The 13,311-nt window shown below is 62.0% G+C and carries 13 protein-coding genes; 7 read left to right on the forward strand and 6 right to left on the reverse strand.

Annotation, left to right across the window (positions count from 1 at the left end; all coding sequences use genetic code 11):
• Positions 1 to 5: 5 nt before the first annotated feature.
• From lepB to tadA, 7 genes are all read left to right on the forward strand, one after another.
• On the forward strand, positions 6 to 860 hold the full coding sequence (gene lepB / locus RGV33_RS04950; RefSeq protein ID WP_322143324.1) for a signal peptidase I: 855 nt from the start codon (positions 6 to 8) through the stop codon (positions 858 to 860).
• Between the two features lie 149 nt (positions 861 to 1,009).
• Entirely contained in the window at positions 1,010 to 1,699 is a 690-nt protein-coding gene (gene rnc, locus RGV33_RS04955; protein WP_322143325.1) for a ribonuclease III, read from the forward strand.
• A complete protein-coding gene (gene era, locus RGV33_RS04960; protein ID WP_003210432.1) occupies positions 1,692 to 2,594 on the forward strand; it encodes a GTPase Era in 903 nt (300 codons plus the stop codon). The genes rnc and era overlap by 8 nt, the downstream gene beginning before the upstream one ends.
• Before the next feature lie 268 nt (positions 2,595 to 2,862).
• The gene (gene recO, locus RGV33_RS04965; protein ID WP_322143326.1) at positions 2,863 to 3,552 is read left to right on the forward strand and encodes a DNA repair protein RecO; all 690 of its coding nucleotides are present in this window, start codon (positions 2,863 to 2,865) and stop codon (positions 3,550 to 3,552) included.
• Positions 3,553 to 3,604: 52 nt separating this feature from the next.
• Positions 3,605 to 4,348 carry a pyridoxine 5'-phosphate synthase gene (pdxJ, locus tag RGV33_RS04970; RefSeq protein ID WP_063033049.1) on the forward strand — a complete coding sequence of 248 codons (744 nt, stop codon included), beginning with the start codon at positions 3,605 to 3,607 and terminating at the stop codon, positions 4,346 to 4,348.
• Between the two features lie 226 nt (positions 4,349 to 4,574).
• Entirely contained in the window at positions 4,575 to 5,954 is a 1,380-nt protein-coding gene (locus RGV33_RS04975; protein WP_322143327.1) for a multicopper oxidase family protein, read from the forward strand.
• Positions 5,954 to 6,451: a tRNA adenosine(34) deaminase TadA gene (tadA, locus tag RGV33_RS04980; RefSeq protein ID WP_322143328.1), complete on the forward strand. Its 498-nt coding sequence runs from the start codon at positions 5,954 to 5,956 to the stop codon at positions 6,449 to 6,451. The genes RGV33_RS04975 and tadA overlap by 1 nt, the downstream gene beginning before the upstream one ends.
• A gap of 116 nt (positions 6,452 to 6,567) precedes the next feature.
• On the opposite strand, the gene cmoB is transcribed toward tadA, so the two are convergent.
• From cmoB to RGV33_RS05010, 6 genes are all read right to left on the reverse strand, one after another.
• On the reverse strand, positions 6,568 to 7,524 hold the full coding sequence (cmoB, locus tag RGV33_RS04985; RefSeq protein WP_322143329.1) for a tRNA 5-methoxyuridine(34)/uridine 5-oxyacetic acid(34) synthase CmoB: 957 nt from the start codon (positions 7,522 to 7,524) through the stop codon (positions 6,568 to 6,570).
• Positions 7,521 to 8,264, reverse strand: coding sequence for a carboxy-S-adenosyl-L-methionine synthase CmoA (gene cmoA / locus RGV33_RS04990; protein ID WP_322143330.1), 744 nt, complete (start codon positions 8,262 to 8,264; stop codon positions 7,521 to 7,523). The genes cmoB and cmoA overlap by 4 nt, the downstream gene beginning before the upstream one ends.
• A gap of 36 nt (positions 8,265 to 8,300) precedes the next feature.
• Entirely contained in the window at positions 8,301 to 8,957 is a 657-nt protein-coding gene (locus RGV33_RS04995) for a lysoplasmalogenase (protein ID WP_322143331.1), read from the reverse strand.
• A 1-nt stretch (position 8,958) separates the two neighbouring features.
• The gene (locus RGV33_RS05000; RefSeq protein ID WP_010176924.1) at positions 8,959 to 9,351 is read right to left on the reverse strand and encodes a protease inhibitor I42 family protein; all 393 of its coding nucleotides are present in this window, start codon (positions 9,349 to 9,351) and stop codon (positions 8,959 to 8,961) included.
• Between the two features lie 281 nt (positions 9,352 to 9,632).
• Positions 9,633 to 12,053: an endopeptidase La gene (gene lon / locus RGV33_RS05005; protein WP_322143332.1), complete on the reverse strand. Its 2,421-nt coding sequence runs from the start codon at positions 12,051 to 12,053 to the stop codon at positions 9,633 to 9,635.
• A gap of 255 nt (positions 12,054 to 12,308) precedes the next feature.
• Positions 12,309 to 13,298, reverse strand: a complete 990-nt coding sequence (locus RGV33_RS05010; protein WP_322143333.1) for a GntR family transcriptional regulator — start codon at positions 13,296 to 13,298, stop codon at positions 12,309 to 12,311.
• Positions 13,299 to 13,311: the final 13 nt, after the last annotated feature.

Below are 13,311 nucleotides of genomic sequence, written 5' to 3' on the forward strand. Positions count from 1 at the left end.
GTCCTATGTCACTAAATTTCCCGCTGTTGCTGGTCATCGCCGTTGCCGTTTGCGGTCTGTTGGCGTTGCTCGATCTGGTGTTCTTCGCCCCGCGTCGCCGGGCAGCCATCGCGTCCTATCAGGGCAGCGTCAGCCAGCCCGATGTGGCGGTGGTCGAGAAACTGAACAAAGAGCCGATGCTGGTTGAATACGGCAAATCGTTCTTCCCGGTGTTGTTCATCGTGCTGGTGCTGCGTTCGTTCCTGGTGGAACCGTTTCAGATCCCTTCGGGCTCTATGAAACCGACCCTGGACGTGGGCGACTTCATCCTGGTGAACAAGTTTTCCTACGGGATCCGCTTGCCGGTGATCGACAAGAAAGTCATCGAGATCGGTGACCCGCAGCGCGGCGATGTGATGGTGTTTCGCTACCCAAGCGACCCGAACGTCAACTATATCAAGCGTGTAGTGGGCCTGCCGGGCGACGTGATTCGTTACACCAGCGACAAGCGCCTGTTCGTCAATGGCGAGTCGGTGGCCGAAAAACTGATCGGTTCCGAGCCGAATACCCTGGGCAGCGCCGAGTTGTACCAGGAGAAACTCGGGGCGGTAGAGCACGAAATCCGCAAGGAAATGAGCCGCTACCGTTCGCCGCCCGATAACCAATGGACGGTGCCTGCCGGGCATTACTTCATGATGGGCGACAACCGCGACAACTCCAATGACAGCCGCTACTGGGATGACCCCAATATTCCCAAAGAGCTGCTGGGCATGGTCCCCGACCAGAATATCGTCGGCAAGGCCTTCGCGGTCTGGATGAGTTGGCCGGAACCCAAGCTCAGTCACCTGCCGAATTTCTCGCGGGTGGGGCTGATCAAGTAATCCATGCGGCGCTGTGAACACAGCGCCGAATGCTTTTCTGGGGCTTGGACAAACCGTCCGGCACCCTGCAGCAATCGCCAGGATTTGAATTTGAACACAGCGTTAATCGTCGCAGGCCACCGGTGCCTCGAACTGAATGTGGGTAAACCGTGAGCGTTTCTCTAAGCCGTCTCGAGCGTCAGCTCGGCTATACCTTCAAGGATCAGGAATTGATGATCCTTGCCCTCACACACCGCAGTTTTGCCGGGCGTAACAACGAGCGCCTGGAATTCCTCGGTGATGCCATCCTCAACTTCGTGGCCGGTGAAGCCCTGTTCACGCGCTTCCCGCTGGCCCGCGAAGGCCAGTTGTCGCGCCTGCGTGCGCGGCTGGTAAAAGGCGAGACCCTGGCGGTACTGGCCCGTGGTTTCGACCTGGGTGATTACCTGCGCCTGGGCTCTGGCGAGTTGAAGAGCGGCGGTTTCCGTCGCGAGTCGATCCTGGCCGACGCCCTTGAGGCACTGATCGGCGCGATCTACCTCGATGCGGGCATGGAAGCGGCCAAAGAGCGCGTCGTCGCCTGGCTGTCGACCGAGATTGAAAGCCTGACGCTGGTAGACACCAACAAAGATCCGAAGACCCGCCTGCAGGAATTCCTGCAGTCCCGTGGTTGCGACCTGCCGCGTTACGAAGTGGTGGATATCCAGGGTGAGCCGCATTGCCGAGTGTTCTTCGTCGAATGTGAAATCACCTTACTGAATGAAAAAAGCCGAGGTCAGGGTGTGAGCCGTCGTATTGCCGAACAGGTAGCGGCCGCTGCAGCACTGATTGCCCTGGGCGTGGAGAATGGCCATGACTGATTCAACCGCAACTCGCTGTGGCTATGTTGCCATCGTCGGCCGTCCGAACGTGGGCAAGTCCACGTTGCTGAACCATATCCTGGGACAGAAGCTGGCGATCACCTCGCGCAAGCCCCAGACCACCCGCCACAACATGCTGGGCATCAAGACCGAAGGCGCCGTTCAGGCGGTGTACGTCGATACCCCGGGCATGCACAAGGGCGGCGAAAAGGCGCTTAACCGCTACATGAACAAAACCGCTTCGGCGGCGTTGAAAGACGTCGACGTGGTGATCTTCGTGGTCGACCGCACCAAGTGGACCGACGAAGACCAGATGGTTCTGGAGCGTGTGCAGTACGTCACCGGCCCGTTGATCGTCGCGTTGAACAAAACCGACCGCATCGAAGACAAGGCCGAGCTGATGCCGCACCTGAGCTGGCTGCAGGAACAACTGCCGAACGCCCAGATCATGCCGATCTCGGCCCAGCACGGGCACAACCTCGAAGCGCTGGAACGCGTGATCGCCGGCTACCTGCCGGAGAACGAGCACTTCTTCCCGGAAGACCAGATCACCGACCGCAGCAGCCGTTTCCTTGCCGCCGAACTGGTACGCGAGAAAATCATGCGCCAGATGGGCGCCGAGCTGCCGTACCAGATCACCGTCGAAATCGAAGAGTTCAAGCAGCAGGGCAAGACCCTGCACATCCACGCGCTGATCCTGGTCGAGCGTGACGGCCAGAAGAAAATCATCATTGGCGACAAGGGCGAGCGCATCAAGCGCATCGGCACCGAGGCGCGCAAGGACATGGAATTGCTGTTTGATTCCAAGATCATGCTCAACCTGTGGGTGAAGGTTAAGGGTGGCTGGTCTGATGATGAGCGCGCATTGCGTTCGTTGGGTTACGGCGACCTCTAAACAACACCGCAGGATAAAATGTGGGAGCGGGCTTGTTGTGGCAAAGGGGCTTGTTGTGGCGAGGTAGCTTGCTGTGGCGAGGGAGCTTGCTCCCGCTGGGGCGCGAAGCGCCCCCAATCCAGTCGCCTGGGCCCATCAGCTAAAACACGGTGCCTGGTTTCAGGGCTGCTTCGCAGCCCAGCGGGAGCAAGCTCCCTCGCCACAGCAAGCCCCCTCGCCACAAATGCGCTTTGTCACATAGGCTTCTCTTTAGAGACTCTTACATCCCATGTCTCAAACCCCACCCACCGGCCAACCCGCCTACGTCTTGCACAGCCGCGCCTACCGCGAGACCAGCGCCCTGGTGGATTTCCTTACGCCCCAAGGCCGCTTGCGCGCCGTCTTGCGCAGCGCTCGCGGCAAGGCCGGCAGCCTGGCCCGACCTTTCGTGGCCCTGGAAGTGGAGTTTCGCGGACGCGGCGAGTTGAAGAACGTGGGCCGCATGGAAGCCGCCGGTGCCTCCAACTGGCTCAACGGTGAGGCGCTGTTCAGTGGCCTCTACCTCAACGAATTACTGATCCGCCTGCTCCCCGCCGAAGACCCTCACCCCGGCGTCTTCGACCACTACGCCGCCACCTTGCTCGCCCTCGCCGAAGGCCGCCCTTTGGAGCCGCTGCTGCGCGCGTTCGAATGGCGCCTGCTGGATGACTTGGGCTACGGCTTTGAACTGAGCCAGGACCTGCACGGCGACCCCATCGCCGCCGACGGTATGTACCGCCTGCAAGTCGACGCGGGCCTGGAGCGGGTCTACCTGCTGCAACCCGGCCTGTTCCAAGGCACCGAATTGCTCGCCATGAGCGAAGCCGACTGGACCGCCCCCGGTGCCTTGTCCGCCGCCAAGCGCCTGATGCGCCAGGCCCTGGCCGTGCATTTGGGCGGTCGGCCATTGGTCAGCCGCGAGTTGTTTCGAAAGCCCTGACATCCCCGTGTATGCTGTGCAGCGATTCCTTCCCTCTTCAGGAGCGCTTTTCGTGACCACCAGCAATCGCATTCTTCTCGGCGTGAACATCGACCACGTAGCCACCCTGCGCCAGGCCCGGGGCACCCGTTACCCAGACCCGGTCAAGGCTGCGCTGGACGCCGAAGAAGCGGGCGCCGACGGCATCACCGTGCACCTGCGCGAAGACCGCCGCCACATCCAGGAGCGCGACGTGCTGCTGCTCAAGGACGTGCTGCAAACCCGCATGAACTTCGAAATGGGCGTCACCGAGGAAATGATGGCGTTCGCCGAGCGTATTCGCCCGGCGCATATCTGCCTGGTGCCGGAAACCCGCCAGGAACTGACCACCGAAGGCGGCCTCGATGTGGCCGGCCAGGAAGCACGGATCAAGGCCGCCGTGGAGCGCCTGTCGAAGATCGGCAGCGAAGTCTCGCTGTTCATCGACGCCGACGAGCGCCAGATCGAAGCTTCGCGCCGTGTCGGCGCCCCGGCCATCGAACTGCACACCGGCCGGTACGCCGATGCCACCACGCCGACCGAAGTGGCTGATGAATTGCAGCGCATCATCGACGGCGTCAACTGCGGCCTGGGCGAAGGCTTGATCGTCAACGCCGGCCACGGCCTGCATTACCACAACGTCGAAGCGGTGGCCGCGATCAAGGGCATCAACGAACTGAACATCGGCCATGCGCTGGTGGCGCACGCGCTGTTCGTCGGGTTTAAAGGCGCCGTCGCCGAGATGAAAGCCCTGATTCTGGCCGCCGCCAAGGCCTGAAGTAACGAAGATCCAATGTGTGACTTGTGTGGGAGCCGGGCTTGCCCGCGATGGCATCACCTCGGTATTTCAGTTGCACCGAGGTGGTGCCATCGCGGGCAAGCCAGCTCCCACACTAAGGCCGCTCCCACATGTGGCAATGCGAACCCTTACTGTTTAGGTGATGCCGGTGTATGGTATCTGCCCTTTGCGGGGCTCGGACCCGCGGCAGATACGTGAGGTTGTTGTGTCCCAATCGTTTTCCCGTCGACAAATCCTGGGTGGTCTGGCCGGTCTCGCCGTAGTGGGCGTCGGCGCCGGTGGCGCTTACCGCTACTGGTTGGGCAAGGTCGCCGAGGCCGAGGCGGGGCACGATTACGAGTTGATCGCCGCGCCTTTGGACGTGGAATTGGTGCCGGGGCACAAGACCGAGGCTTGGGCGTTCGGCCCTTCTGCGCCGGGCACCGAGCTGCGGGTGCGCCAGGGTGAATGGCTGCGGGTGCGCTTTATCAACCACCTGCCGGTGGCCACGACCATCCACTGGCACGGCATTCGCCTGCCACTGGAAATGGACGGTGTGCCGTACGTCTCGCAACTGCCGGTACTGCCGGGCGAATACTTCGACTACAAATTCCGCGTGCCCGATGCCGGCAGCTACTGGTATCACCCGCACGTGAACAGCAGCGAAGAACTGGGCCGTGGCCTGGTGGGCCCGCTGATCATCGAAGAGCGCGAACCCACCGGTTTCAAACACGAACGCACCCTGAGCCTGAAAAGCTGGCACGTGGACGAAGAGGGCGCCTTTGTCGCCTTCAGCATTCCCCGCGAAGCGGCCCGTGGCGGCACTGCCGGACGCCTGTCGACCATCAATGGCGTGTCCCAGGCGGTGATCGATTTACCGGCCGGGCAAATCACCCGCGTGCGCCTGCTCAACCTTGATAACACCCTGACGTATCGCATCAACATCCCCGACGTTGAAGCGCAGATCTATGCCCTGGACGGTAATCCCATCGAGCCACGCCCGTTGGGCAAGGAATACTGGCTGGGCCCCGGTATGCGCATCTGCCTGGCGATCAAGGCGCCGCCGGCTGGCGAAGAGTTGTCGATCCGCAACGGCCCGGTACGCCTGGGCACCTTCCGTTCGGTCGCCAGCACCGATGCGCCCACCGAGTGGCCGCCTGCGCTGCCCGCCAACCCGATTGCCGAGCCGGACCTGGCCAATGCCGAGAAACTCAACTTCAATTTCGAATGGGTTGGCTCGGTCTCGGTGAACGTGGACAATAAGCCGCCGAGCCTGTGGCAGATCAACGGCCAGGCCTGGGACATCACCGACAAGACCTGCGCCGACCGCCCGATTGCCAAGCTTGAAAAGGGCAAGAGCTACATTTTCGAATTGAAGAACATGACCCAGTACCAACACCCGATCCACCTGCACGGCATGAGTTTCAAGGTCATCGCCTCAAACCGTCACAAGGTGATTCCGTACTTCACCGACACCTACCTGCTGGGCAAGAACGAGCGTGCCCGCGTGGCGCTGGTGGCGGATAACCCGGGTGTCTGGATGTTCCACTGCCATGTGATCGACCACATGGAAACCGGCCTGATGGCCGCCATCGAGGTGGCGTGATGCGCCAGTTTCGCCCCACGGCGATTATCGACCGCAGCCGCGACCAGCACTTCATGCGTGAAGCGCTGGCCCTGGCTGCGCAAGGCGCCGCGCTGGGTGAAGTGCCGGTGGGCGCGGTGCTGGTGCAGGATGGAGAAATCATTGGGCGTGGTTTCAACTGCCCCATCAGCGGCCATGACCCCAGCGCGCATGCCGAGATGGTCGCGATTCGCGCGGCGGCGCAGGCCGTCAGCAATTACCGGCTGCCGGGCAGTACGCTCTACGTCACGCTGGAGCCGTGCAGCATGTGCGCCGGGCTGATTGTCCACTCGCGCATAGCCCGGGTGGTGTACGGCGCGCTGGAGCCAAAAGCCGGGATTGTGCAAAGCCAGGGGCAGTTTTTTACCCAGGGCTTTCTCAACCATCGGGTGCTATATGAAGGCGGGGTGTTGGCCGAGGAGTGCGGAACGGTGTTGAGCGAGTTCTTCAAGGCACGAAGAGCCAAACCCACAGTTTGATCGCCATATTCTCGTAGCAGCTGTCGAGCCCCAGCGAGGCTGCGTCGGCGGCACCTGTTAGTGCGCGGTGCTCCCGACGCAGCCTCGCTGGGGCTCGACAGCTGCTACGGGGAGGGTTACTTGCGAGCGACAATCACCGCCCGCATCGGCGCTGGCAGCCCTTCCAGTGTCTTGGTGTGATCCTCTGGGTCCAGGAAGTCACTGAGGGACTGGTACTTCATCCACTCCGTGCCGCGCTGTTCCTCGATCGTCGTCACGCTCACATCCACACAGCGCACATCACTGAAGCCCGCACGGCGCAGCCACAGCATCAGCGCCGGCACCGACGGCAGGAACCACACGTTGCGCATCTGCGCGTAGCGGTCTTCGGGCACCAGCACCTGTTGCTGGTCGCCTTCAACCACCAGCGTCTCCAACACCAATTCACCGCCTTTCACCAGGCAATCCTTCAGTGCCAGCAAATGCTCGATCGGTGAACGACGGTGGTAAAACACGCCCATGGAAAACACGGTGTCGAAGCCTTCCATGTTCGGCGGCAGGTCTTCAAACGGGAATGGCAAGTGCCAGGCCTTAGGCTCTGACAGGTAACGCTGCACCGCCTGGAACTGGCAAAAGAACAGCCAGTTCGGGTCGACGCCAATCACGCTGTCGGCGCCGGCGCCGAGCATGCGCCACATGTAATATCCGTTACCGCAGCCCACATCGAGAATGCGTTTGCCCTTGAGGTCCAAGTGCGGCGCGACCCGCGACCACTTCCAGTCCGAGCGCCATTCGGTGTCGACATGCACACCGAACAGGTCAAACGGACCCTTGCGCCACGGGCACAGGCCCATCAGCGCGGTGCGCATTTGCGCACGGGTTTCGTCGTCGCAATCGGTGTCCAGCACCAGGCCGTTCAGCAGGTCGATTTCGCTGGGCATGATCTTTGGCAGTGCATCCAGCGCGCTTTGCCAACGCTCCAGGTCACCGTGGCCTTTTTCCATCTTCGCATCAAGTTGCGCTTGCAGGCCCTGGGCCCATACGGCCAGGGGAGTGCCGACCAGATGGCGGGCGAGGGGAGACAGATCAATCATGGCAAGGCAATCAACGAGGCAAAGTTAAGACACTGGAACCACGGCACGACTGTCGAGAACCCGGCTGCCAGCAGGCGTTCGCGGTGTTCTTCGAGGCTGTCGGGCTTCATGACGTTTTCGATGGCGCTGCGCTTCTGGGCGATTTCCAGTTCGCTGTAGCCGTTGGCGCGTTTGAAGGCGATGTGCAAATCAGTGAGCAACGCGTGTTCTTGCGAATCATTGAAGCGCAGCTTTTCCGAGAGGATCAACGCGCCGCCCGGCAGCAGTGATTGGCGAATGCGCGAGAGCAAGGCCAGGCGCTGTTCGGGGGCGATAAATTGCAGGGTGAAGTTCAGTGCCACCACCGAAGCCGGCTGAAACTGCAGCGCGAGGATATCGCCCTCGATCACCTCCACCGGCAGCAACTCCTGGAACATCGAGTCCTGGCCATTGAGGTATTCGCGGCAACGCTCGACCATCGCCGCCGAGTTATCCACAGCGATCACCCGGCAACCGTCGGTGCGCACGTGACGGCGCAGGGCCTGGGTCACCGCGCCGAGGGATGAGCCGAGGTCGTAGAGCACGCTGTTGGGTTGGGCAAACTGCGCCGCCAGCACACCGAGGTTCTCGACGATGGTCGGGTAGCCGGGCACCGAGCGCTTGATCATGTCCGGGAAAACCCGCACCACGTCTTCGTTGAAGGCGAAGTCCGGCACCTGGGGCAGGGGCTGGGCGAATAGGCGATCGGGTTCTTTGCTCACGGCTGTTCCGGCGACGAAGGGGGAAAGCCGGGCATTTTAGCCAACTTGCTCCTCGGATGCGCGGGTTGTCTGATGGAACGCCGACGCGGTAATGCCCCACTGCCCCAGCCAATAGCTGACGATCAGTAAATACGGCGCGGCCTCAAACGCCACCACAAACCGGTTGATGCCGATCAACGTGTCGGAAAACACGAACGACGCCGCACCTGCCGCCGCCAGGTACGCCGAGCGCTTGGGTACCTCGCTGCCCAATCGTGCCAGCGCTCGCCACAGCATGGCGCTGATCACCAGGGCGTAAACCACCACCGGCACCAGCAACGGACCCAGGCCGTGGGAAATCAGGATGCCCAGCAAGATCGCGCCCACCACCAGTGCCAGCACCAGCGGCAAAATCGCCGGGCGGCGGCAGTCACTTAAGTAGGCTTTCAGATACGCCAGGTGCGCGAATAAAAAGGCACCCAGGCCGAAGATGAACAGGTCGCCGGGCCAGGCCAGCAGCACGTCGCCCACCAGGGAAAAAATCAGCCCCAGGCTGATCCAGCGTCGATAGTCGGTGGGCGGCGCATCATGCAGCCAGCCCAACAACGCCAGCACCGGCAACGGCTTTACCAACAGGCAGAGCAGGGTGGCGTGGGTGCTCAGGCCGTAGATAAAGGTCACCGCACCCATCAACGCAAGGATCATCCATGGCATATCAGTTCACCGTAATGGCGCAGTCGAAGGTTTCGGCCGGTTCTGCTTCCGGCTCCCAGGGTTGTTGTGAGGTGAGGCGCAAACGGCCCTGGCCGGCGTTGAAGGCCTGGAAGCGCCAGGTGGACTGGCCGCCACTGCCGACCACGCCGGTGTCTTCGGTATTGCTGTAGACCTCGGGGCTCAGGCTGCGCAGCACGCCGCCGGCCGAGTCCTGGATGGCCCAGCGGTAGCCGGTGGTGGGGTTGCTGGGCAGGGTCAGGATCAGGTTTTGCCCGGTTTTGAGTTGCAGCGGGCAAGCGCTCTGTTTTTCCACGGTGACGTTTTGCTTCGGCGCACTGGCACAGGCGGCGAGCAGGCAAAGGCTCAGGGGGAGAAGCAGACGGGCAGCGGTCATGAGGGCTCCGTTGTTTGGCGACGAAGGGCGAGCATAACCGAAGATGAGACAAGGTGTGACAGGAAGGCAAACACCACTTAATAGTGGCGAGCGGGTTTATTGTGGTGAGCGGGCTTGCTTGTGGTGAGCGGGCTTGCCCCGCGCTGGGCTGCGAAGCAGCCCTTGGTAAACCTACTGCGTTTCTTCAGGCAGCAATCGCTTGCCTGTTTCAGGGCCGCTTCGCAGCCCAGCGCGGGGCAAGCCCGCTCACCACAGGGGCCAGTTCAGGCGCTGCATAACTGTCAGAACAACACCTTTGCCACATCCGCAAACCGCTTGGCAAAGTGCACCGTCATGCCTTCCTTCAGGTACTCCGGCAACTCTTCAAAGCTTCCGCGATTGGGCTCCGGCAAGATCAGCTCATGAATCTTCTGGCGCCGCGCCGCAATCACCTTCTCGCGCACCCCGCCAATGGGCAGTACATGCCCGGTCAACGTCAGTTCACCGGTCATCGCCACGCCTTTTTTCGGCGGTTGGTTACGCGCCAGCGACAGCAATGCACTGGCCATGGTCACCCCGGCGCTCGGGCCGTCCTTGGGTGTGGCACCTTCCGGCACGTGCAGGTGCACGAAGGCTTCGTCGAAGAACTTCGGGTCACCGCCAAACGACTTCAGGTTGGAGCTGATGTAGCTGTAGGCAATCTCGGCCGATTCCTTCATCACTTCACCCAACTGCCCGGTGAGCTTGAAACCACGGTTCAGCGTGTGAATGCGCGTCGCCTCGATCGGCAGCGTCGCACCGCCCATGCTGGTCCAGGCCAGGCCGGTAATCACCCCGGTGCCAGACAGCACTTGCTCGTTACGGAACACTGGCATCCCCAGGGAGGCTTCCAGGTCCTTGTTGCCGATCTTGATCACCGAGTCCGGCTCATCCAGCAGCTTGACCACCGCCTTGCGCACCAGTTTGCCCAGCTGTTTCTCCAATTGGCGCACACCGGCTTCGCGGGCGTAACCGTCGATCAAGGCGCGCAGGGCGCCGTCGCTGATGGACAGGCTGTTTTTCGACACGCCGGCTTTGTCCAACTGCTTTGGCCACAGGTGACGCTTGGCAATCGCGACTTTTTCTTCGGTGATGTAGCCCGACAGGCGAATCACTTCCATCCGGTCCAGCAACGGGCCGGGAATTGAATCCAGGGTGTTGGCGGTGCACACGAACAGCACTTTGGACAGGTCCAGGCGCAGGTCCAGGTAGTGGTCGAGGAATTCGACGTTCTGTTCCGGGTCCAGGGTTTCGAGCAGGGCCGAAGCAGGGTCGCCCTGGTAGCTCTGGCCCATCTTGTCGATCTCGTCGAGCATGATCACCGGGTTCATCACCTCCACATCCTTGAGCGCTTGCACCAGCTTGCCCGGCATGGCGCCGATGTAGGTGCGGCGATGGCCCTTGATCTCGGCCTCGTCACGCATGCCGCCGACGCTGAAGCGATAGAACGGCCGGCCGAGGGATTCGGCAATCGATTTACCGACACTGGTCTTGCCCACGCCCGGCGGGCCCACCAGCAACACGATGGAGCCGGCGACTTCGCCTTTGTAGGCACCCACCGCGAGGAATTCGAGGATGCGACTCTTGATGTCGTCGAGGCCAGCGTGGTGCTTGTCGAGCACTTTGCGGGCGTGCTTGAGGTCGAGTTTGTCCTCGCCATACACGCCCCACGGCACCGAGGTGGCCCAGTCGAGGTAGTTGCGGGTGACCGCGTACTCCGGCGAGCCGGTTTCCAGGATCGACAGCTTGTTCATTTCTTCAGTGATGCGTTTCTGCGCCTGGGCCGGCAGCACCTTGTCCACCAGGCGTTGTTCGAACTGCTCGACGTCGGCGCTGCGATCGTCCTTGGTCAGCCCCAGCTCTTGCTGGATGACCTTGAGTTGTTCCTTGAGGAAGAACTCGCGCTGGTGCTCGCCGATCTTGCGGTTCACTTCGGCGGAGATTTCTTTTTGCAGGCGCGCGACTTCGACTTCCTTGCGCAACATCGGCAGGACTTTTTCCATGCGTTTGAGCATGGGCACGCAGTCCAGCACTTGCTGCAACTCATTGCCGGTGGCCGAGGTGAGGGCGGCGGCGAAGTCGGTCAGCGGCGACGGGTCGTTGGGGCTGAAGCGGTTGAGGTAGTTTTTCAGCTCTTCGCTGTACAGCGGGTTGAGCGGCAGCAGTTCCTTGATCGCATTGATCAGCGCCATGCCGTAGGCCTTGACCTCGTCGGTCGGCTGGGTCGGCTGGTGCGGGTATTCGACTTCCACCAGATACGGCGGGCGGTGGTGCTTGAGCCAGGTCTTGATGCGTACGCGTGTCAGGCCCTGGGCGACGAATTGCAGCTTGCCGTCTTCGCGGCTGGCGTGGTGCACCTTCACCAGGGTGCCGTACAGCGGCAGGCTGGAGGTGTCGAAGTGGCGCGGGTCTTCGGGTGGGGTTTCCATGAAGAACAGGGCCAGGGAGTGGTGGTCGGACTTGCTCACCAACTCCAGGGTTTCGGCCCATGGCTCTTCATTGACGATCACCGGCAGTACTTGCGCCGGGAAGAACGGCCGATTGTGGATCGGGATGATGTAGACCTTGTCGGGCAGGTTTTGCCCGGGCAGGGCCAGGCCAGTGTTGGCAGAAGTGTGTTCAGCGTTTTCCGGATCGGCGTAGTCGTTGAGGTCGATGTCCGGGAATTCTTGCTGGTCGCTCATGGGGCACCTGCATAAGGAAGTATGCAAGTTAGATGGGGCAGGTCGGCAGTGGTTTCAATGGGCGGGGTGAGATAGCAACATATTGCACAATATTTTCGAAACGCAGCTGGACCAATATGGGAGCGGGCTTGCTGTAGCGAGCGGGCTTGCCCCGCGTAGGGCTGCGAAGCAGCCCCATCCATCTGTGGTGAACCCGACGGGGGGCAAGCCCCCTCACCACAGCAAGCCCGCTCCCACAGGTTGGATTGCGTTTCGTCAGCTGAGTTTGTGCAGGTAGGCGGGCAGCGGCTGTTCGGGCAGCACCGACAACACCTTCAAACGCTGCAACATCCGTTGCCGGGCCCGTTGCAGGTGCTCGCGCAGGTTCAGCGCGGCGGCGTCGAATGCGCCGTGCAGCAACAGCTCGAGGATCAGCCGGTGCTCGGCCAGCATCGCCGGGTCGGCGCCGATGCCCAGCAGGCGGTAGAAAATCCGGCTGATGATCATCGGGCTCTGCCCCTGGCGGATCAGCGCGGCAATCTTGCGGTTTTGCAGGCCGGCGAGGCAGTGCTGGTGCAGGTCTTCCTCGATCTGCTCGATCTCTTCGAGGCTGCAATGAGCGCTGTGTTGCGCGTCGAGCACGCGCTGCAACATGGCTTGCAGCAGGTCGCGGTCGAGGTTCGGCGCGCTCTGGCGCAGGGCTTCGGGCTCAAGGCAGGCGCGCAGTTCGTAGTCTTCGGTGACTTCCCGCGCGGTCAGCGGCCCGGCCAGCCATTGGGAATAGGGTTCCTTTTCCACCAGGCCACGGTCGCGCAGACGCATCAATGCTTCACGCACCACCGCACGGCTGACGTTGTAGTGCTCGGCGGCGGCTTGTTCATCCAGGCGGTAATGGCCGAAGGCGATGCAGGTAGAGAGTGCTGCGCCGATTTCCTCGACGATGCGCTCCCCCAGTGGCCGGGTGTCTACCAGTTCATCTTCACCGTTGAGGCCCAGATGCGCGTGGCTCAGGGGCAGGCGCAGCGGTTCCATCTCCAGGCCATCGGGGTTGATCAGGTAACCCCGGCCATCGAAGCGGCAAATCAACCCTTCGTCGTGCAACAGGTTCAAGGCTTTGCGCACCGGCACCCGGCTGGTACCGAACAGTTCGGCCAGCGGCGCTTCCAGCAACACCAGGCCATGGCGGGCGGTGCCGTGGGTGATGGCGTCGCGCAAAACCTGATGAATCATCGCGTAACGGGAAGCCGAGGCTGACACTGCTTTCATCGGGCTCTCTGGG

The organism is Pseudomonas sp. Bout1 (assembly GCF_034314165.1).
Classification (GTDB): domain Bacteria; phylum Pseudomonadota; class Gammaproteobacteria; order Pseudomonadales; family Pseudomonadaceae; genus Aquipseudomonas.